This window comes from Pantoea sp. X-Soil-MYKO-1785, from assembly GCF_059730675.1.
Window position 1 is genome coordinate 460,212 of sequence record NZ_AP036001.1, and the last position, 20,505, is coordinate 480,716.

Genomic DNA, 20,505 nt, shown 5'->3' on the forward strand with positions numbered 1-20,505 from the left:
ATAATTCAGAGAACTATTACGGGCGGGGGGCGTGCGATATTCTTCCTGGGGTAGCGATGACATGCTACATAAAGCAGATGCGCCGAAATGGCGACTTTCTTCTATGCTTATCCCGCTAAGCAGACCAGACAGGTTTGCTCACAGTTAAATTAATAACAGGGATTTACCATGTCAAAACAGGATAACAACGCTTCCGGGATTAACGCGGTCGAAGTTATGCGCAGCAGTCAGGCCTGGAACGGTGAGGAGATTGAATGTTACCCGGCAGGCCAGCCCGAACTGACGGTGATGCGGCTGTCACTGCCTGCCAACACCTCTTTACCCTGGCATACCCATCCGATGCCTAATGCGGCGTTTGTCCTGTCCGGTACCTTAATCGTTGAAGATAAACAGAGTGGCGAACAGCAAACCTTTAAGGCCGGAGAAGCGCTGAATGAAACGGTTAACAGCGCGCATCGGGGTTTTACCCTCGATCAACCGGCCGAACTGGTAATCACTTACGCCGGAGTGAAAGGGCAGCAGCTGACGGAGCCACTGCCGGGTGAACCGGAAGAGTTTTAAGGCTTAAACGGCAGGGCGCTGAGCGATGCGGCTAATCGCCAAATCCGGCCTGACGCAATACGGCTTTTGCCTGTGCCGATACTAAAAATTGCGCCAGCCGCTCTGCCTCGGGCGTGATGACCGCACAACCATAGGCCACGCGCGGGTTATACGCTGCCGGGATATCAATCACTGTCAGCCCGTCAACCTGGCGCAGGGCGGTCTGATAGCTGGAATAGCCAATAAACAGATCCGCCCGGTTTTCCCTAAGCAGCCATTCCGCCGCCAGCCTGCCGTCCGGCACCGGTACAGAATCACGTCCACCGACCAGTGGCATTGCACGCTGACGAACCGCCTCGCCAGCCGGGCTCATCCGGCTAAAAAGCGCCTGGGTATAGTCGCCTGAAGGATCGGTGCCCGCCGTTGACGTTGCCAGCCGCAGTTGATTACGGGTGAGCAGGGTGAACCAGTCGTCATCGGCTTGCAGCACCTCGTTTCGCACCGTCAGGCAGAGCGTATTGCTGGCAAACGCAATCACCGACAGCGCCTGCCCGTTATCCAGCAAGCTCTGCGGATGCGCCATATTGGCGGAGGCAAACAGATCGCAGGGTTCTCCCGCTTCAATACGTTCGCGTAGCAGTCCGGCCGGGCCAAACAGGCTGTCGACTGAGTGCGGAAAGTAGGCCATCAGCGCCGGCCAGACGCTTTTCAGGCTACCAGCCGCCAGCACGCGCATCAGTCGTTGCCCTGCCAGGAGGTTCGATAGAAGCGCTGATACCAGTCGTTCGCCAGTTTGCGCATATCCACATCCTGAAACTTCGCCGGATAGAGTTTTTTAGCCATCCACAGTTCACCAATACCCATCGCTTCCGGCATCGGATAGCCCCAGGCTTTGGCGTAATCCGGCATCAGATAGACCCGATGGTTTTTCACCGCCGAAATGGTCTGCCACTGCGGTGAGTGCTGGATTTCAGCGACCACCGACGGATAACGATCCTGGACAAAAATCACCTCAGGATCCCAGGCGATCACCTGTTCCATTGAGACGGTTTTAAATCCGGTCACGGTTGCCGCCGCCACGTTGACGGCACCCGCGTGCGCCATCATCAGACCGGTATATTTGCCCGAGCCATAGGTGGTCAGCTGCGGGTTCGCCATATAGGCGCGAACGCGTTGGTTGGCCGGAATTGCCTTCAGGCGGTCACTGACCATTTTACGGCCCCGATCGGTGGCTTCAATCAGCGCTTTCGCCTCAGCCGGTTTATTCACAATCTGACCGATAAGGGTAATACCCTCGCGTAGCCCGCTGTCGTAGGCGGTTTCTTCATCGGCCAGAGTCGGGTTCATTTTTGCTTTTTCGCCCGCCGGATCGTGGCGCAGTGAGATAGCCACCACCGGGATGCCCAGCGCGCTGATGCTGTCGATCATCGCCTGTGGCGCGTAATTGGTCACAAACACCACCTGCGGATGTAGCGCCACCAATTTTTCAGGGTCGACATGGGTGAGATCGCCCAGCGCCGCTTTCTGGCTCAGCGTCGGCGCCAGCCGGGCATAGCTGTCACCAAGCTGCTGCTTCCAGTTTGCCATCACACCGACGATTTTATCGGTCGCATTCATCTGCACCAGCAGATTCAGCGTCTGATGCTGAAGCACCACCACGCGATCAACACGATCGGGAATCGGGACCTGACGGCCAAGCTGATCGATAATCTGTCGCGATGCCTGCGAGGTGAGCGGAAAAACTATCAGTAAACCTGCCATCAGTAACGGTAAAACTCGCTTAATCATAATGTCCCCTGATTTTCGATATGCAATGAATTATACAGCGCTTGCGGCAAAAGGTCCTGATGCAAATCAGCCTATTCTGGTGTTGGGACCGGCAATCAGGACAAATAAGGAGTCCTTATTAAGTGCGTATAATCTATCTTATGTTAAATTAACGCTCTCACACAGAGAGTCAGACTCTCGCACCTAACCCCTGCTGCTCTTTGCTTTATTGCTCCGCCACATCAGAGCGGTCACCGCGCGTCGATGGATGAGAAATGACGATGAACTCAACTGCACTATCAGATTCGTTTCGCGCCTGATGCTTTGCCTGTGGCGGGATTTCGATTCCCTGCCTTGCGGCAATCTGATGCTTTTCACCCTCAAGTTCCATGGTCAGCACGCCGTCGAGCACCAGGAAAAACTGACGTGAGAGCGAATGGAAATGACGATTTTCCTGCGTGTCGGCCGGCATTTTCTCGTGAATAATCAGCATATCCTGACGCTTCAGCAGATACCATCCATCGCAGCCATCTCCCCATTGATAGTGCTCTGCATTCTCTTTTGAAATCATTACGCCCTCGAATTCCGCTATAAAAGAATCTGCTATTATTTGCTCAACGCGGCAGCCCACGCTAGCTGATGAATAGTTCAGATTATCAGCAGAAAAAAATCCCGCAACGGCAACTGACGTAAGCGGGATTGTTATCTTACCGGTTACTCTTTGGCGATTGGCGTCTCATTTACATCAATTTTCGTCTCGCCCTGAATAGTTTTGATCCGTTGCTCAACGTCTTTTACCTGTTCACTGTTATGCAGCAAGGTATAAGTCAGATCAAAAGCGGTACTGGCACCGGGTTGTAATTGCTTAACGCGTTTTTGTTCACGTTCAATGGTAACCGGATAGGCATAGCTGGTGCCGGGTTCAATGCCGGTCACATAGCCCTGTTTCAGCGTGTCGGTATTTTTCCACAGCGACAGCACCGGTAACTGGCGGGTATCAAACTGGATCGACGCACCACTGTTACCGGCTTTATTCACCACCGCAGCCACTGACTGATGATTATCATCAGCGAGCGGTTTGACGTTAAACACCATCTCATCGAAATCTTTAGTTGGCCCCTGATAGGTTTGCCAGGTTTTCAGGCCAGCTTTGGCATAGTCGTTAAACGGGCTGATGCCGGACATTGGCGCGAGGAAGCGCGCCCCCTCTTCCAGGATCGGTGTGCCAAAGTTGCTGTGATAAATAATCTGATAATCGTGCGGGTAGTCGCCCTGATTGGTTAACACGTCATGCAGGCTGAAGCTGTTGCTGCCGGGCACGTAGCGCAGTTCGGTCTGGGTCTGCAAGTCGGCTTTTTTAAAGGTGCTTTCTTTAATTAAGCCGCGAATGCGAATTTCATGCGGCGCAGCGTCAGCCACCTCCACTTCCAGCTGTGAAACCGGCGTATTACCGGCTTTACCGTGCAGCGTATAAATTTTACCGTCGGCGGTCACCGGGTGGCCGGTCCATTCATAACCGCAGCGCACCATCATCTCATTGAAACCTTCCAGCCAGCCCAGCCCGTTGCGGCTCTCCAGATTGATAAACGCCGGGTTTACCACCTCTTTCACCGGTGAATCCCAGCCCATCCGGCTGCCAAAGCCTTCAACCCGCAATATGTTCATACCGCGAGTCGGACTCAGGGTGATGGTAAGGCCGTCCTGACTACGGATCACCAGAATTTTACTACCTTCCTGCTTACCGCCGTGCAATACCTTCTGCTCAATGCTGAACGGTTTGCCTGACAGCTTCAGCTCACTGCTGGAAATCTGCCAGTTTCCTTTATCCGTGCCCTGTTCAGCACTGGTCAGCACCCAGCTTTTTGCCGTAGCAGAGCCAGAAACCACCATCGCAAGTACCGTTAACGCCAGTTTAATCTTCATTTTTTATCCCTTTTGCTGAATCGGTTTACCTTGATTTAAGGCAAATCTAGGGATTTAACGCCTGAAGAAACGTGACACGCCTCACCTGCTGAAAAAAGCGCGGATATTTGCTTCATTAATGCGCGTTAAATCACAAAAGCATGGGATCAAATGTCGAGTTACATCCGGTTACGTGAACCAGACGGCTGTTAGCTTTATACGATTCAGCGATGAATCCGCTACTCGCCATTATTCCGTCGCGCTGCGTCCATTGCTTCAGCGATATTTCATTTTGCTCTGCCGCTTTTCGCCACCTGATAAAAAAGAAAAAATAATTATCCTGGCGCGCAACTTTTTTGGCTGACCAGCGAACCTGTTCATAAGGTCACCAGGCGACACCGCCTGCCTGTTAATGGAGAGAGAATGATGCCAATGAAAAAATCCCTGAAAACTCTGGCTGTTGCCACCCTGATGGCGCTGAGCGTGCCGGTCAGTTCTGCCTTCGCCGCTCTGCAGGTCGGTGAAAAAGCGCCGGATTTTAAGCTGGAAGCCGCGCTGGCAGGTAAAGCCACTACCTTCTCATTGCAGCAGGCGTTGCAGAAAGGTCCGGTGGTGCTCTACTTCTTCCCGGCGGCCTTCAGTGCTGGCTGCACGCTGGAAGCGCACGACTTTGCTGAAGCAACCGATGAATTTAAACAACAGGGTGCGACAGTGATTGGCGTGACTGCGGGCAATACCGATCAGATTGCCAAATTTTCGCAGCTGGAATGCCGCGATAAATTCACCGTTGCAGCCGATCCTGGTGCGAAAGTGGCAGCCGAATATAAAAGCACCATGGAGATGAAGGGCCAGAAGCTCTCTGACCGTACCTCCTACGTTATTGCGCCTGATGGCAAGATTTTGCTCAGCTACACCGATAAAAATCCTGATGCCCATATCCAGAAAGCGATGGACGCAGTGAAAAAATATCGTCAGGCCAATCCGGCTTAATTCCATTTTTCGAGTAGGTTTATCATGCTGACTGCCCTCGCGGCCGCCTTTCTGGGCGGTATTATTCTCAACTTAATGCCCTGCGTGTTTCCGGTTATCTCATTGAAAGCGCTGAGCCTGATCCGCCACCACGACAAACCGGCTCATGCCCGTATGGAAGGGCTGGCGTTTCTGCTCGGCGTGGTAGTGACCATGGTTGCACTCAGCGCTGTGCTGCTGCTGGCGCGTGCCGGCGGTGCTTCGGTCGGTTGGGGATTCCAGTTGCAGTCACCGCTGGTAATCGCCGTGTTGATACTGGTGATGCTCGGTTCAGCACTGAATCTGCTCGGTTTGTTTGAGGTCGGGCTGTCAGTACAACGGGTTGGTGGCGTAGGCAGTGACCGTGGTGGTCTGATGGGATCGGCACTGACCGGTGCGCTGGCGATTATAGTCGCCACGCCGTGCAGCGCGCCCTTTATGGCCAGCGCTGTCGGTTACGCCCTGACCCAGCCGCCGCTGGTCAGCCTGGTGATTTTTATCGCGCTGGCGCTGGGTTTTGCCGCGCCCTTTACCCTGATCTCGTTTTTCCCGCTGCTGGCTCGGATCTTACCGGCCCCCGGCGGCTGGATGATCACCCTTAAACAAGGTCTGGCTTTTCCAATGCTGGGCGCTGTTGGCTGGTTAATCTGGGTGCTGGAACGTCAGGCGGGATCGGCAGCGCTGGCGGCAATCCTCGCCTGCTGTCTGTTATTCAGTTTTGCTGCATGGCTGTATGGCATGGCGCAGAAACGCCGTATGCTGGGTCGGCGTCACTGGGCGCTGCACCTCGCGACCGTCTTTTTCCTGGCGTTAGTGGCTCCGCCACTACTCAACCTGAACAGCTTTGCTGCGGCACCGCAAAACGAAGAAGCCTCGCAGGCCGCCGCAGCCGTAGCCTGGTCGCCACAGAATGTTGACGCCATTAAAGGCCAGGGCAAACCGATTCTGGTTAACTTTACCGCGTCGTGGTGTATTTCCTGTCAGGTCAACGATCGTACCTCGCTGTCGACGCAGGCGGTTAAAGCAGCGATGGCACGCACCAGTACTATTTACATGGTGGCGGACTCAACCAAATATAATCCTGATGTTGAACAGGCGCTGAGTGACTTTGGTCGGGGTGGTCTGCCGCTGTATGTAGTCTATCCCGCCAACGGCGGTAAGCCGGTGGTATTGCCGCAGGTGCTGACGCCGGGTATCGTCATTTCAGCTCTTGAGCAGGCAACGGAGAACGGAAAGAAAACGTGAATCCCATGATGAATCGACACCGTGGCAGCCCGCCAGACGGTTAATCTGCTGATGATGAATGCCAGAAACTGACAACCGCGCGCGGCTGTGGCCACAGCTGATGGCCCGCGCGCAGCAAGGCGACAGAGACGCCTATAACCAGTTGTTAAAAGCGATGGTTCCGGCCATCCGCGCTTTAGTGTGCAAAAAAATCAGTGACGCTACGCTGGTCGAAGATGTGATTCAGGAGACCCTGCTGGCGATTCATCGGGTACGACATACCTACGATCCTCGTCGACCGATTTTGCCCTGGGTGGCGGCGATCTCTTCCGCCAGGGCGATAGATGCGCTACGTCAGCGCGGTCGCCGTCAGGAAGTACAGGATGAGGATGCGCTGATTCAGCAGCCGGCCGACAGTGCTGATAGCGCCACGGCGTCAGATGAACTCACCGGTTATCTGGGTACGCTGCCGCTGCGACAGCGCGAAATTGTCGAATCGGTCCATCTGCGAGAGCAAAGTCTGGCGCAGGCGGCCGCCGAAACCAACCAGTCGGTATCAGCGGTCAAATCCCTGCTGCATCGAGCCATGCTTAACCTACGAAAATATGGAAGCAATCATGAGAAATCATGACCCGTTTATTGATCGACTGAGCCAGTCCGCTCAGCCGGTGCGCCGTGTCTGGCCGACACCCTGGCGCGTCACCGGCTGGATAGCCGCGGCGTTGCCCTGCGGCGCGCTGAGCAGTTGGGCGTTTCATACCCGGCTGACCGACTGGTCACAGCCTGATGCGACGATCGCGCTGATCGCGCTGCTGCTATCGCTGATCATTGCTGGCAGCAGCCTCGCTGCGGCATTTACCCTGAGTATTGCCGGAAGAAAAGTGTCCGGCATGGGCTGGCTGTTGCTGCTGGCTGGCATATGGCTGACGCTCAATCTGCTTAACATGTCCTCATCACGACCGCCTGCGGGCGCGGGCCGCTTTGGCGAAGGCATACACTGCTATCTGTTTATGCTGTCCGCCAGCCTGCCGATGATGCTGCTGTCGGTGATTGCGCTGCAACGCACCCGCTCACTACATCCGGGGAAAAGTCTGGCGCTGGCCGGCTGCGGCAGCGCATTCAGCGCTTCGATGTTGCTGTCGCTGTGTCATGATACCCAGCTGCATATGATCGATTTTCTGATGCATCTCGCAGCCGGGTTCACGATTGTTGCCATCACGGTACTGGCAGGACGGCGCTGGGTGCGGTTAGGCCAGGCCTGATACACCCACGTCGCCGCCGGTGAGGCGGCGCACTTCTGCCGGGATAAACGCCAGACTATTCCGCAACCAGCTCAATCAGATTACCGTCAGGATCGCGGATAATCGCCTCATAGAAACCATCGCCGGTCCGGCGCGGCGGCGCGATTAATATGCCACTGTCAGCCGCGCGAGCCGCCATCTCATCCACCTGTTGCTCATTACCTACCGCAATAGCGATATGCGCCCAGCCCGTTATTTCCCGGCCGGTCTGCCCTGCGTCCAGTTCGGGCAGCGTAATCAGTTCGATTGTCGCCCCTTCGCGCAGCCGCATAAAATAAGAGGCGAAGCCGGGACGGTTTTTACTGAGATAACGCTGATTACTTTCGGCACCAAACATCACCTGCCAGAAAGCGCGCTGCGCCTCTGGATCGCGGGTCCACAGCGCGACGTGGGAAATCTTCATGCGTTACTCCCCTTCGCTGTTTTTTGTCCCAGGTCCAGCGTCATTGAGATCGCACCAACAACCAGCATCAGCAGAATAATCAGCGAGAAGGCGAACGACAGATGGGTAAAATGCGCCACATAGCCAATCACGGCGGGACCACTCAGGACGCCCATATAGCCAAGCGTGGTGATCGCCGGTACCGCGATGGACTGTGGCATCACCGTCTGCTGCCCTGCGGCGGAAAACATCACCGGGACGATATTGGCACAGCCCGCGCCCACCAGGGCATAACCCAGTAACGCCAGTGGCCAGGAGCTGATAAAGGTTACGATTGCCAGGCCTGCGGCAGCAATTAACGCACCGCCCAGCACCACCGGAAAGCGTCCCAGCGACAAAATAATGCGGTCGCCGGTCAGGCGCGCCGCCGTCATTGCCACCGCGAAAAAGGTATAGCCCAGCCCGCCCAGCGCTTCCGGAATAGCCCGGACATCGGTCAGATAGACCGCACTCCAGTCGAGCACCGTGCCCTCGGTCAGGAACACCGCGAAACAAATAATACCAATAATCAGGACGCTACCGCGCGGTATCGCAAAGGCGGGACCTTCAGAAGGGTTAGCATAGCTCAGCAGTCCGGCCGCGCTGTAGAGCGTCATTAGCACCACCGCTGCAACCACCAGTAAGCAGCTGACCAGCACGCTTAACCCCATCGCCAGCAATAACGTCATGAGTCCCGCGCCTGCAATCCCGCCAACGCTGTACATCCCATGGAAACCGGACATTAACGGCACCGGAGACTGCTTCTCCACCAGAATCGCCTGAATGTTCATAGCGCAATCGGTGACGCCGATACCGACGCCAAACACCAGCAGCGCCAGCGCCAGCCACAGCGGATCGTTCAGCACCGACAGCCAGGGCGTACTGATAATAATCAACCCAATCGCCACCAGAATCACCCGGCGGCAGCCGAACCGGCTGGTCAGCAAGCCGGTGACCGGCATGGCGATCAGCGCGCCCATCCCCAGACACAGCAGTAGCGTTCCCAGCACCGCTTCATTGACACCGGTATTGGCACGCGCAAACGGGACAATCACTGCCCAGGCTGCGGTAACAAAACCGGCAAGAAAAAAAACAACCCGCGTTGCCAGCGTCGGAGATACTGCAGTTTCGCGAAGCGCCATACCGATCCTTTTTAAAAATGAATGCCAGAGGCCAGCCATCTGCCCTGATCAAAGCCTGCCCGCCTCTGACCCTATTGACAGCAGTCAGCGGCGGCGTGATGATGCTCACTATAGCTCGATTGTGATTATTCAGGAGTATTAATGCTCGATTATGCAGTTTTCCCGCAGCAGCGACAAGCGCTGATCCGTGAGATTTTGCAGCAGACCGGACGCGTGGTCTGCGCGGATCTGGCACGCCAGATGGCGGTCTCGGAACACACTATCCGCCGGGATTTACATGAGCTCAGTAAAGAGGGCTTTTGTAAAAAGGTTTATGGTGGCGCAGTATTGCCGCTGCCGGATGCAGGCAGTTTTAACGATCGAAAACAGCAGGATCATGCAGGAAAAGCCTTGATCGCGCAGCACTGCGCCAGCCTGATCAACAGCAACAGCTGTATTTTTATTGATGCCGGCACCACTAACCTGGCGCTGGCGCAAGCCCTGCCAGCGGATCTCACGTTAACCGTGGTGACCAATGCACCTGATATTGCGGCGGTGCTATTAGCGCATCCGCGCGCAGAGGTGATCATGCTGGGCGGGCAGATGCAAAAAAGCACTGGCGGCTGCGTCGGGCAAACTGCCATTCAACAGCTGCGTGGCATGCTATTCGACCAGGCGTTTATCGGTGGCTGTGCAATGAGCCCGGAAGCCGGACTGACCGGTTTTGACTATGCCGATTGCGAATTTAAAAAAGTGGCGATTGAGCAGAGTAATCAGGTGATTGTCGGCCTGACTGCCGAAAAAATCCCTGCGGTGGCCCGGTTCAAAATCGCGGAATGTCAGGCGCTTTCACTGCTGGTGGTGGAGAAAAAACTGGATAAAGCCTTGCTGAGTGCCTTCGGGGCGCATGACCTGACGCTGATTACCGTTTAATCCACAGCGCGCCATTTTACCGCGCTACACTGTGGTGACGGCGTAAACGCGGCTGACGATATGACGCCCGCCGATACGCACTTATCCAGGAGATCGCGATGCAAAATGAGATGTCGGCACAATGCCATTGTGGTGCAGTGGCGTTCAGCGTGACGCTGAAAGATGGATTCAACACGGTACGGCGCTGTAACTGTTCGTTCTGCCGGATGCGGGGTGCGGTGGTGGTATTTGCCAGCCAGATAGACGTGACGCGCGGCAAAGAGCAGCTCACCGAATACCGCTTTAACAGCAAGCAGGTCGGCCACTACTTCTGTTCAGTCTGCGGCATTTACACCTTCCATCAGAGCCGTTCCCAGCCCGATCAGTATGGCGTCAACGTTGCCTGCCTGGCGGGCGTTTCACCGTTTGATTTTACCGATGTACCGGTCAGTGATGGCATCAATCATCCCAAAGATGGCGGCGCGGGCGGCGTCGCCGGGCATCTGATCTATAAACCGGCCTGAATCACAGAGGGTGCGTTCGCGCACCCTCTGTGGCGGATTAGTCCAGACTGCTCTTGCCGCTGAAGCGCGTAATCGGCTTTTGCTCTTCACCGTCGATTTGCCGCGAGAAAACCTTGAGGGCTGATAAAACCGGACTCAGACCTCGCCACAGTTCATCATCATTCAGCAGCCGGATAATGCCGCGAATGCCCGGCGCGGCTTTGCCGCTATTGGCTTCTTCCCTGGCCGGTTTAATCGCCATCGCCGCATCGCGCAGGGCGAGCAGCAGGTGGTTAAACCGCTCCGGCGGAACGCTACCCAGCGTCATCATCAACAGTGAAAGATTTTGCAGCGCGCTCTGGGTGCCAGGCTGATTGAGACCTGACACCAGAATCTTGCCAATCTCGCTGTTTGATTTCACCAGATCGTTCGCCAGTCGCAAAAATCCGTGCTGATGCAGACTTTCGATTAACTCATCCATCGCTTCTCTGGCGGTCTGCTCAGTACGGGTCGGCGTAACCTGATATTTCATCCTTTCTGCCATCAGAATTTCTCCGGTTTTTCAACGTGTTCGGGCGGTTCGCGATAGCCCTGCTGCTGCCATTTCTGTTCCACCGGCAGGTGATCCAGCGGCGTGCGTTTGCCATAACGAAAATTGTGTAACGGAATGGGATTCGGCTGGATGCGCCGTTCCACTCGCTTCATATTGACCGCCACCTCTTTATAGGCTGGCGTGTTTACGTCCGGATCATGATGTTCGCCGGTCAGGGTATTGACGCCATCCTTTCCGTGGTGGATCGGCATAAACAGTACGTTACCGGCCACCCGATCGGTGATCACTACCGGCACCTCCAGCGAGCCGCGCCGGGAGGAAATGCGAACCCACTCGCCTTCGGTCAGACCGCGCTCGGCGGCCAGCTGTGGCGAGATCTCCACAAACGCATTCGGCGACAGCGACATAAAACGGCCGCCCTGCCCGGTCTGGTTGGTGGACTGGAAATGCTCCAGCATCCGGCCATTGTTGAGCAGCAGGTTATATTCGGCATCTTCCTGCTCGGCCGGCGGCTGCCAGCGTAAGGGGTAGAGCCGCGCTTTGCCGTCCGGGAAGTGAAACTGTTCGGTATAAAGAAGCGGTGTACTTTCACCGCTGGCGTTCACCGGCCAGATTTGCGACTGCCAGCCCACCAGTTGCTCGTAGCTGACGCCAGCGAAGATCTCCGCGATGCCGGCGGCTTCAGCCATAATGGCGCCCGGATTCGGGTAATACCACGGATGCCCCAGCCGCGCGGCCAGATCGGTGAAAATTTGCCAGTCCGGCCGGCTGTCGCCAAGCGGAGCCATGGCAGGCGAGAAATGCTGGATGCGCCGCTCGGTATTGACGAAGGTGCCCTCTTTCTCCACGCTCGGGCAGCCCGGTAATACCACGTCGGCGAACTCTGCGGTGCGGCTCATAAAGATATCCTGCACCACCATGAATTCCAGATTACTGAAGGCTTCATGCACGTTGGTGGAATCCGCATCGGAAAACGCGGTTTCTTCGCCGGTGATATACATGGCGCGCAGTTTGCCTTCATGGGCGTGCTGCACCATCTTGAAGTTATCCGCGCCCGGCTGATCGGACAGCGCTTCAGGATCGACGCCCCAGGCGCGCGCCCATTTTTCCCGTACCGCAGCATCGCTGACTTTTTCATAGCCCGGATAAACATTACTCAGGCAACCGAAGTCACTGGCACCCTGCACGTTATTATGGCCGCGCATCGGATAGCCGCCGGTACCGGGTCGGCCGTAATTGCCGGTCACCAGCAGCAGGTTGGATAATGCGGTGCTGGTGTCCGCGCCGTGGCTGTGCTGGGTAATGCCCATCGCCCACAGAATACAGGCGCTGCCTGCCTGGCCGATCATCTCGGCTGCCGCTGTCAGCTCTTCCTCACTCAGACCGCAGGTTTCGCTGGCAAACGCCAGGGTAAAGGGGGCAAGCGATTCACGGTATTCTTCCACCTGATTGACCCGCTGTGCCAGAAATGCCCGATCGGCATAGCCGTGATCAAACATATATTTCGCCATCGCCGACGCCCATACCAGGTCGGTGCCGGGCCGGATGCGCAGATAGCGATCGGCACGCTCGGCCATTTCATGACGACGCGGGTCAACGACCAGCAGTTTCTGACCCTGATGTTTGTGGCTCTGTTTAATGTGCGAGGCGATAACCGGATGGTTCTCGGCCAGATTGCTGCCGACAATAATGATCAGTTCAGTCTGCTGCAGATCGCGAATAGTGCCGGCATCGCCGCCGTAGCCGACGGTGCGAAACAGCCCTTCAGTCGCCGGGTTCTGACAATAGCGCGAGGAGTTATCAACGTTGTTGGTGCCAAAAATCAGTCGGGCAATCTTCTGTGTCAGATAAGCTTCTTCATTGCTGGCTTTACTTGAGCCAATAAATCCAATCGCATCGCCGCCATACTGCCGGGCAACCCGGCGTAAACCGTCGGCGACGCGCTGCAGCGCTTCGTCCCAGCTGGCGGGCCGGAAGCGGCCATTCTCACGAATCAGCGGCGTGGTCAGACGCTGCGGGCTATTGACGAAGTCCCAGCCAAACTTACCTTTCACGCAGGTTGAGATGCCGTTTGCCGGTGCATCCGCCACCGGTTGAACTTTCAGAATGTGGCGATCGCGGGTCCAGATCTCAAAACTGCAGCCCACGCCGCAATAGGTGCAGACGGTTTTGGTGCGTTTGATTTCGGCCTGGCGCAGTGCCACATCGATTTTTGACACGCCGGTGATCGGTTCCATGCCGATACTGTTTTCCAGCGTTTTGACGAAATCGATCAGCGGACGTTTCAGTCCTTCATCCATCGCGGTGAACGGTCCTGCATCCGGCTGCATGGTTTTTTCCAGCAGCGCGTTACACGGGCAGACCGTGACACAGTGTCCACAACTGACGCAGCTTGAGCCGGCAATCTCGGTGCCGCCATCCCACAGCACCCGCGGATGCGCCTGGGTGTAGTCTATCGACAGCGTTTCATTGACCTCAACGTTCTGGCAGGCCTCCACGCAGCGGCCACATAAAATGCACTGGTCAGGATCGTAGGTATAAAACGGATTGGAGTGATCTTTAGCGTACGGCTTAGGCTGATGTGGATAGTACTGAATCGGAATATGCATATCCGCTACAGCATTATGTAAAGTGCAGTCACCGGTATTGTGTTCACAGACCGTGCAGTAGAGTTCGTGGCGGTTAAGCAACCGATCCATCCCCTCTTGCTGTGCCACTTCCAGCGCAGCGCCTTCACTCTGCACCTCTAATCCGTCATGGGTACGTAAGGTACAACCGCGCACCCGCTCGCCATTGGCATCGACCCAGCACACATCACAACTCTGTAACGGTGCCAGGGCCGGGTGATAACAGACATGGGGCAGTTTTTTTCCCTGCGCATCAAGAAAATCAATCAAGGGTTGATCAGCTAACCCGGTTAACCGTTCACCATTAAAAATAATGGTGCAATGTGCTCCGCTCATATAAGCCTCATGAAGAGATTGCGAATAGCTTCCAGCCGAAAAATATCCCTGTATTTATAGGGTTGACTCTTCAGCTTAGTGAGGATTAACAGCTGCGCCACGGAAACCGCTACGCTTGTTGCGGTTACTCTCTGAATCGTAAAACGTTTTAAAATGTAATGACTTTTTACCGCGCGGGAAAAGCCGACAGCCGCCACCGACGCAGCTGTTTCTTTTGATTAGAGTTATTGCTTAACACAGTGGAGGAATAGCCTGCCCGCGAGCCTTTCAGTGCAGCGCTGCCGTCACAGCAGCACGGCTCGACTGGCATTTATCCTGAACCCCCTTCAGGCGGCACAGAACAGAGGGGAACCATATTGCTGTGACGCCAGCGCCAGCCGCAGCCAGGGCGCGGTGTCGGGATTAAGCCGTTCAGACAGGTAACGCTCACAGGCGGCCAGATCGTGACCATATCGATTGCGAAACGCGCCGGGCGTCAAAGTGAGGTATTTACGAAAGGTGCGGGTGAAATTCTGCTGGCTGCTAAAACCGTTTTCCACCGCAATATCCAGCAGCCCCTTATTGGTGGCGATTACTGCCACCGCCGCGCGCATCACCCGGCGCAGACGGATATATTCGCCGAGGTTATAGCCGGTGCGGTCGCGGAAGGCGCGCTGAAAATGCCAGTGACCGTAACCGCTTTTGCTGGTGATGGTTTTCACCCGCACCCGTTCATCAAACAGGTTTTGTTCAATCCACGGCAGAATATCGCTGACCACGGCGTCCATCGCCCTGACGCTACTGCTGCCCGTCGCAGGCAATGTTGCCTGTCTGCTTAGCTCCTCACACATAGGCCCTCCGCGCTGAAAGTGACTGAATCGCAACCGGCATGCTGTCCGGCTGAAGCAGTGACGATTATTCCGCTCAGCGTCGCAGATGGATAGTTATACAAACGGATAGGTTAAGGCGGCACCAACGCCTTTAAAGCCACCTGCTGCTGCGGAGCAGAGGCTGGGCAAGAGGGCATTAATTAGTATGTTGTAACTATGAGCAGTAACGTCGGTTGCCGCCAGACGGCAGCGATAAAGAATTCTCTCAGCAGGATAATGATTCCCGGCGATGTAGTACTGGCTTTCGTCACCCGGCGCTAACCATCATCCGCCCTTTTTCACCCGGGATGATGAATACTAAGAATTGCTGGCCCTGTTTTTATCCTGCGATAAAAAAGCGGCTGCCACTGAGATGCCAGACATAATAAAAAGTAATTACGTCCGGGCAGAATCTTTTTGTCACAATGCTCTGTTTACTGCCTGGGCCGATCGCCTTATTACGCTTAACAGCATTATGGATTATTTCCGCTGGCTAGTTGCACTATTCAACTGTGGATTTATCTGACAACAAAAAATGACGTAAAGATGACAGAAATAATCCGCTTTGAAGCCCGTTACACGGCGACTGAAACATTGTTTCATCGCGCCATCGGTCGCCACTTAGCTCATCATTTAACCATTATTTTCAATAATTTATCCGTATCTTATAAAGGATGTAATTTATAGATGATAATGAAAATTGTTATGATAAGATTCTGTAAACACCGGTGGTTTTCTGTGGCTGACAGGCTAAGAGTGAAATAACTGCTGATCACTTTACACCACCCAGGTTTGATACTTCTCTCAACTGCTGGCTGGAATGAGATCTCTATGAATCACATCGTATATATCGTTGATGACGACGCTGCGGTAACGACAGCCCTGAGTAATCTGCTCAGTTCCGACAATTACGAGGTTATTTCTTTTTCTTCCGCTGATGATTTCCTGGCGCACGACTTCGCCCCGCTTCCCTGCTGCCTGATTCTGGATATTAATATGCCGGGCGCGGATGGGTTTGAAGTCGCTCAGGTGTTGATTGATCGCGGTTACACCATCCCCACCATCTTCTTAACCGGCTTTGGCACCATTCCTGTTACGGTGCGGGCGATGAAAACCGGCGCCTATGAGTTCCTGACCAAACCGGTTGATCCTGACCGTATTCTGCAGGCGGTGTCAGAAGCCATGCGCATTGCGGAACAGAATATGGCGACCTCGCAGGAGAAACGTGAGATGACCCTGCGCCATCAGACGCTGACCCCCCGTGAAAGTGAAGTCATGTTGCTGGCGATCAGCGGGCTGCTGAATAAACAGATTGCCGCAGAGATGGGCGTCAGTGAGATTACCGCCAAAGTGCATAAGCGGCGGGTGATGGAGAAGATGAATGCCCGATCGTTATCCGATCTGGTGCGGGCAGCGGAACGGCTGAATATCGCCAACACCCGACGCCGCTGAGGCTGCCGGGTAACCGGTAGGATCAATAAGGTTGCCCGATCCAGCCTCACCCTGGCTTGCATGATGCAAAACGATCACCCACCCGGCGACTGCACGCGGCCAGGTTATTCCCTGCGGCAGTCGCCAGCTAGCCATCGGTCAGGCTGGTGCGGCTGCCCTCGTCGTCAGACAACTCACTGCGTATCAGATGCAGAAAGGCATCAACATCGATCGGCTTGCGAAAAAATGTGAGCGCACCCAGCGCAATGGCGTACCACAGAGTGGTCTCTTCCAGATCGGCTGAGATGAAAATCACCGGTGGCAAAGCGGGTCGCTGTTTCAGCAGCGTGAACAGCTCAAAACCGCTCATCCCTTTGAGTCCGACGTCAATGATCAACATGCTCACCTCAGAAAGCGCATTGTCATCTGCCAGTAACGCCTCGCCCGACTCGAATAGTCGTGTGGTGTAGCCGTCAGAATGCAGCAAATTGCTCAGTCCACTGCGGACTGAGCGTTCATCATCAACAATGACAATACGCTGTGACAGCGTCATGCAGTTATCCTCTGAAAGTCCTTACCTGCCTGGCAAAGGACTTAGGGTGCTTTATCGCCGCCCGGCGGCGGTGTACCACTGATTTTGGGTACACATTCGTGGCGGAACCACGCCAGCGTCACTGGCTGTCGACGGATTAAGCGTTTTCCCAGCGGAATCAACTGCTCACCCACCAGCATGCCAAACAGCCCCACCAGCGCAATCACCGGCGGTGCCGGGGAATTCACATCGATCAGGGCATAGACTATCCCGGCGAGCAGCCCGACAATCAGCGAAACAGCGTACGATTTCATCATGATCGGCTTACCTGATGTGAAGTGAGAGTGGCTGGATCGGCCGGCTGCAGCAGCGCGGTCGCCGGTCTGGCCGTGGGCAGCCAGGCATGCATCAACGCGCCGCCCAGCAACATGCCCAGCAGGCCGACCAGCGCAATCGCTGGCGGTGCGGGCGACCGGACATTGAGCAGCGCATACAGCAAGCCGATCAGCACGCCTGCGCCGAGTGAAATAATAAGAGGAAACATATCAGGCTCCTGTTCTGCGGCGGTGCTGACCGGCATCAGATGCCGATCAGCAGGCTGCAACTTAGCGTACAGGCGCGTGAACAGGCGCCAGCGTGCGGTGCTCGCTCTTCTGACGTGATGGCGCTTTATGCACCATGGTGTAGGCGTAATCCACGCCAATGCCGTAAGCACCAGAATGCTCTTTGGCGATGTTCATTACCGCGTCATAGGTATCGCGGTTAGCCCAGTCACGCTGCCACTCCAGCATCACCTGCTGCCAGGTAACCGGAACCACACCGGCCTGAATCATGCGTTGCATGGCATAGTCATGTGCCTCTTTGGTGGTGCCGCCTGACGCATCAGCCACCATATAGATCTCATAATCCCCTTCCAGCATCGCGCACAGCGCAAAGCTGTTGTTACACACTTCGGTCCACAGACCGGAAACCACCACTTTTTTCTTACCGTTGGCCGCCAGCGCATCACGCACTTTCTGGTCATCCCAGGAGTTCATCGAGGTGCGCTCTAAAATGTCCTGACCGGGAAATACATCCAGCAGCTCCGGATAGGTGTGACCCGAAAAGCTTTCGGTTTCTACGGTGGTGATGATGGTGGGAATGTTGAAAACTTTGGCCGCTTTCGCCAGCGCAACGGTGTTGTTTTTCAGGACCTGACGATCGATTGACTGCACGCCAAACGCCATCTGCGGCTGCTGGTCGATGAAAATGATCTGGCTATTGTGTGGCGTCAGGACTTCAAGCTTAGCGTTGGACATGTGTTCACCCATAGAGGTTAAGTAACTGGATTTCCGTAAACCGTAACGGAGCAAAATGAACAGCCAGAACGCGTAAATGCAGGCTTTCTCTTCAGGCTGCTGGCTGTCTGGTCGCAGTGTAGGCCGACCGGCGAAGCCAGACTATTATCTCTGCGTATAACTATACGAAGGTATAGGTATCCCTTCGTATAACTAGACGCTCCGACTGACCACTCACCATAATCCGTTCTATTCGTGCCCTGCTCCCTGCAGCGCACTTCCCTGTCCCGCGGCAAGTCGGACAACCCCATTCAGGAGGATCTATGGTTACGCTGGGTAAAGCAGAACTGATATTAACCAATGGCAAATTTCACACCGTTGACCGCAGCAATCCGTTTGCCGAGGCCGTCGCCATCCGCGAAGGCAAATTTGTCGCAGTCGGCTCGCTGGCGGAAGTGATGGAATACCATTGCGACGGCACCAAAGTGATCGATCTGAAAGGTCACACCGCCGTGCCGGGTCTAAACGACTCACACCTGCATCTGATCCGTGGCGGTCTGAACTACAACCTCGAATTACGCTGGGAAGGCGTTCCTTCGGTTGCCGATGCGCTGCGTATGCTGAAGGAACAGGCGTTGCGTACGCCGTCACCACAGTGGGTGCGGGTGGTAGGTGGCTGGACGGAATTCCAGTTTGCGGAACGCCGGATGCCGACGCTCGACGAGATCAACGAAGCTGCGCCGGACACGCCGGTGTTTGTGCTGCACCTCTACGATCGCGCCCTGCTTAACCGCGCCGCGTTAAAAGTAGTGGGCTACACCAAAGAGACCCCTAATCCGCCGGGCGGTGAAATTCAGCGCGACAGTAACGGTAACCCGACCGGCATGCTGATTGCCCGCCCCAATGCGATGATCCTCTACGCCACGCTGGCCAAAGGACCGAAGCTGCCGCTGGAGCAACAGATCAACTCTACGCGCCAGTTTATGCGCGAGCTGAATCGCCTCGGCCTGACCAGCGCCATTGATGCCGGCGGCGGGTTCCAGAATTATCCCGAAGATTATCAAGTCATTGCCGAACTGCATCAGAAGAAGCAGATGACGCTGCGCATCGCCTATAACCTGTTTACCCAGCGGCCAGGCCACGAACTGGAAGATTTCGAAAAGTGGACCGATATGCTGACGCCGGGCCAGGGAAGTGACTATTTCCGCCACAACGGCGCGGGCGAAATGCTGGTGTTTTCGGCGGCCGACTTTGAGGATTTCCTTGAGCCGCGTCCTGACTTAGCGCCAGGCATGGAAGATGAGCTGGAGCGCGTGGTGCGTCATCTGGTCGAGCATCGCTGGCCGTTCCGCCTGCACGCCACCTATGACGAATCGATCAGCCGGATGCTCGACGTGTTCGAGAAGGTCAACCGCGATATTCCGTTTAACGGGCTGCACTGGTTCTTTGACCATGCGGAAACGGTCACCCAGCGCAATATTGATCGTATCAAAGAGCTGGGCGGCGGAATTGCGGTCCAGCATCGCATGGCGTTTCAGGGTGAATACTTTGCCGAACGCTACGGCATTGAAGCCACCCGACATACCCCGCCGGTGGCACGGATGCTGGAAACCGGCGTGCCGGTCGGACTCGGCACCGATGCCACCCGCGTCGCCAGCTATAACCCGTGGACCGCACTTTACTGGCTGGTTTCCGGGCGCACCGTCGGCGGCATGCAGATGTATGACGTCAACGCCCGCCTCGACCGTGAAACCGCACTGATGCTCTGGACCCAGGGCAGCGCGTGGTTCTCCAGCGAACAGGGTAAAAAAGGCCAGATTAAAGCGGGTCAGCTGGCGGATATGGCGGTATTAAGCAAAGACTTCTTCAGCGTGCCTGAAGAGGAGATCAAAGGCATTGAATCGGTGCTGACCGTAGTGGATGGCAACGTGGTTTATGCCGCCGGTTCATTCACCTCCGAAGCGCCGCCGGCCATTCCGGTTCTGCCAGAGTGGTCTCCGGTGGTCAACGTGCCGGGCCATTACCGCAGCGCTCCGCCAGTGGCGCAGAGCCGCGTCGGCATGATGCCTGCTGCTCACCACTGCAGTGGACCGTGCGGCGTACACAGCCACTCACATGATATCGCGCGCGGGTCCAGCGTGCCGGTCGCCGAAGATAACGCCTTCTGGGGCGCGCTCGGCTGCAGCTGCTTCGCGTTTTAAT

General features: G+C 55.7%; 22 protein-coding genes. 9 read left to right on the plus strand and 13 right to left on the minus strand.

What is annotated here, in order from left to right; translation table 11 throughout:
* The first annotated feature begins 168 nt into the window (after positions 1 to 168).
* On the plus strand, positions 169 to 561 hold the full coding sequence (locus tag AC6I8D_RS22105) for a cupin domain-containing protein (protein WP_312055691.1): 393 nt from the start codon (positions 169 to 171) through the stop codon (positions 559 to 561).
* Between the two features lie 31 nt (positions 562 to 592).
* Here AC6I8D_RS22105 and AC6I8D_RS22110 read toward each other — a convergent pair whose 3' ends face one another.
* From AC6I8D_RS22110 to AC6I8D_RS22125, 4 genes are all read right to left on the minus strand, one after another.
* Positions 593 to 1,276 (minus strand): molybdate ABC transporter substrate-binding protein, encoded by a 684-nt coding sequence (locus AC6I8D_RS22110; protein WP_497820950.1) that lies wholly within the window; start codon positions 1,274 to 1,276, stop codon positions 593 to 595.
* Positions 1,276 to 2,328, minus strand: a complete 1,053-nt coding sequence (locus tag AC6I8D_RS22115; protein WP_497820951.1) for an ABC transporter substrate-binding protein — start codon at positions 2,326 to 2,328, stop codon at positions 1,276 to 1,278. The genes AC6I8D_RS22110 and AC6I8D_RS22115 overlap by 1 nt, the downstream gene beginning before the upstream one ends.
* 205 nt (positions 2,329 to 2,533) lie before the next feature.
* Positions 2,534 to 2,878 (minus strand): cupin domain-containing protein, encoded by a 345-nt coding sequence (locus AC6I8D_RS22120; RefSeq protein WP_312757499.1) that lies wholly within the window; start codon positions 2,876 to 2,878, stop codon positions 2,534 to 2,536.
* A gap of 143 nt (positions 2,879 to 3,021) precedes the next feature.
* On the minus strand, positions 3,022 to 4,230 hold the full coding sequence (locus AC6I8D_RS22125) for an aldose 1-epimerase family protein (protein WP_497820952.1): 1,209 nt from the start codon (positions 4,228 to 4,230) through the stop codon (positions 3,022 to 3,024).
* 405 nt (positions 4,231 to 4,635) lie between these two features.
* Between AC6I8D_RS22125 and AC6I8D_RS22130 the strand changes: the two genes are divergently transcribed.
* From AC6I8D_RS22130 to AC6I8D_RS22145, 4 genes are read left to right on the plus strand one after another with little or no spacing between them, the layout of a single operon-like run.
* On the plus strand, positions 4,636 to 5,199 hold the full coding sequence (locus AC6I8D_RS22130; RefSeq protein WP_497821064.1) for a peroxiredoxin: 564 nt from the start codon (positions 4,636 to 4,638) through the stop codon (positions 5,197 to 5,199).
* Positions 5,200 to 5,223: 24 nt separating this feature from the next.
* Positions 5,224 to 6,462: a protein-disulfide reductase DsbD family protein gene (locus tag AC6I8D_RS22135; RefSeq protein ID WP_497820953.1), complete on the plus strand. Its 1,239-nt coding sequence runs from the start codon at positions 5,224 to 5,226 to the stop codon at positions 6,460 to 6,462.
* 58 nt (positions 6,463 to 6,520) lie between these two features.
* A complete protein-coding gene (locus AC6I8D_RS22140) occupies positions 6,521 to 7,072 on the plus strand; it encodes a sigma-70 family RNA polymerase sigma factor (RefSeq protein WP_312055686.1) in 552 nt (183 codons plus the stop codon).
* The gene (locus tag AC6I8D_RS22145; RefSeq protein WP_497820954.1) at positions 7,059 to 7,703 is read left to right on the plus strand and encodes an NrsF family protein; all 645 of its coding nucleotides are present in this window, start codon (positions 7,059 to 7,061) and stop codon (positions 7,701 to 7,703) included. The genes AC6I8D_RS22140 and AC6I8D_RS22145 overlap by 14 nt, the downstream gene beginning before the upstream one ends.
* A gap of 55 nt (positions 7,704 to 7,758) precedes the next feature.
* Here AC6I8D_RS22145 and AC6I8D_RS22150 read toward each other — a convergent pair whose 3' ends face one another.
* Together AC6I8D_RS22150 and AC6I8D_RS22155 are read right to left on the minus strand one after the other, a co-directional pair.
* Complete coding sequence (locus AC6I8D_RS22150; protein ID WP_497820955.1) at positions 7,759 to 8,145, minus strand: VOC family protein; 387 nt, start codon at positions 8,143 to 8,145, stop codon at positions 7,759 to 7,761.
* A complete protein-coding gene (locus tag AC6I8D_RS22155) occupies positions 8,142 to 9,305 on the minus strand; it encodes an MFS transporter (protein WP_497820956.1) in 1,164 nt (387 codons plus the stop codon). Before AC6I8D_RS22155 ends, AC6I8D_RS22150 begins: the two co-directional genes overlap by 4 nt.
* 141 nt (positions 9,306 to 9,446) lie before the next feature.
* Here AC6I8D_RS22155 and AC6I8D_RS22160 point away from each other — a divergent pair, with 141 nt between their 5' ends.
* The gene (locus tag AC6I8D_RS22160; protein ID WP_497820957.1) at positions 9,447 to 10,217 is read left to right on the plus strand and encodes a DeoR/GlpR family DNA-binding transcription regulator; all 771 of its coding nucleotides are present in this window, start codon (positions 9,447 to 9,449) and stop codon (positions 10,215 to 10,217) included.
* Positions 10,218 to 10,315: 98 nt separating this feature from the next.
* On the plus strand, positions 10,316 to 10,720 hold the full coding sequence (locus AC6I8D_RS22165; RefSeq protein WP_497820958.1) for a GFA family protein: 405 nt from the start codon (positions 10,316 to 10,318) through the stop codon (positions 10,718 to 10,720).
* Positions 10,721 to 10,757: 37 nt separating this feature from the next.
* Here AC6I8D_RS22165 and AC6I8D_RS22170 read toward each other — a convergent pair whose 3' ends face one another.
* The 3 genes from AC6I8D_RS22170 to AC6I8D_RS22180 all read right to left on the minus strand — a co-directional run bounded on the left by AC6I8D_RS22170 (position 10,758) and on the right by AC6I8D_RS22180 (position 15,045).
* The gene (locus AC6I8D_RS22170; RefSeq protein ID WP_312055680.1) at positions 10,758 to 11,243 is read right to left on the minus strand and encodes a helical membrane plugin domain-containing protein; all 486 of its coding nucleotides are present in this window, start codon (positions 11,241 to 11,243) and stop codon (positions 10,758 to 10,760) included.
* Positions 11,243 to 14,215, minus strand: a complete 2,973-nt coding sequence (gene fdhF, locus AC6I8D_RS22175; RefSeq protein WP_497820959.1) for a formate dehydrogenase subunit alpha — start codon at positions 14,213 to 14,215, stop codon at positions 11,243 to 11,245. The genes AC6I8D_RS22170 and fdhF overlap by 1 nt, the downstream gene beginning before the upstream one ends.
* 326 nt (positions 14,216 to 14,541) lie before the next feature.
* On the minus strand, positions 14,542 to 15,045 hold the full coding sequence (locus AC6I8D_RS22180; protein ID WP_312757517.1) for a helix-turn-helix domain-containing protein: 504 nt from the start codon (positions 15,043 to 15,045) through the stop codon (positions 14,542 to 14,544).
* A gap of 849 nt (positions 15,046 to 15,894) precedes the next feature.
* Here AC6I8D_RS22180 and AC6I8D_RS22185 point away from each other — a divergent pair.
* A complete protein-coding gene (locus AC6I8D_RS22185) occupies positions 15,895 to 16,515 on the plus strand; it encodes a response regulator transcription factor (protein WP_312055677.1) in 621 nt (206 codons plus the stop codon).
* 127 nt (positions 16,516 to 16,642) lie between these two features.
* Here the strand turns inward: AC6I8D_RS22185 and AC6I8D_RS22190 are convergent, their stop codons facing one another.
* The 4 genes from AC6I8D_RS22190 to AC6I8D_RS22205 all read right to left on the minus strand — a co-directional run bounded on the left by AC6I8D_RS22190 (position 16,643) and on the right by AC6I8D_RS22205 (position 18,324).
* Positions 16,643 to 17,047: a response regulator transcription factor gene (locus AC6I8D_RS22190; protein ID WP_312055676.1), complete on the minus strand. Its 405-nt coding sequence runs from the start codon at positions 17,045 to 17,047 to the stop codon at positions 16,643 to 16,645.
* A gap of 41 nt (positions 17,048 to 17,088) precedes the next feature.
* Positions 17,089 to 17,343 (minus strand): XapX domain-containing protein, encoded by a 255-nt coding sequence (locus AC6I8D_RS22195; protein ID WP_312055675.1) that lies wholly within the window; start codon positions 17,341 to 17,343, stop codon positions 17,089 to 17,091.
* Complete coding sequence (locus AC6I8D_RS22200) at positions 17,340 to 17,570, minus strand: DUF1427 family protein (RefSeq protein WP_497820960.1); 231 nt, start codon at positions 17,568 to 17,570, stop codon at positions 17,340 to 17,342. The genes AC6I8D_RS22195 and AC6I8D_RS22200 overlap by 4 nt, the downstream gene beginning before the upstream one ends.
* 61 nt (positions 17,571 to 17,631) lie before the next feature.
* A complete protein-coding gene (locus AC6I8D_RS22205; protein WP_233988720.1) occupies positions 17,632 to 18,324 on the minus strand; it encodes a hydrolase in 693 nt (230 codons plus the stop codon).
* A 302-nt stretch (positions 18,325 to 18,626) separates the two neighbouring features.
* Between AC6I8D_RS22205 and AC6I8D_RS22210 the strand changes: the two genes are divergently transcribed.
* Complete coding sequence (locus tag AC6I8D_RS22210) at positions 18,627 to 20,504, plus strand: amidohydrolase (protein WP_089561783.1); 1,878 nt, start codon at positions 18,627 to 18,629, stop codon at positions 20,502 to 20,504.
* Position 20,505 lies beyond the last annotated feature (1 nt).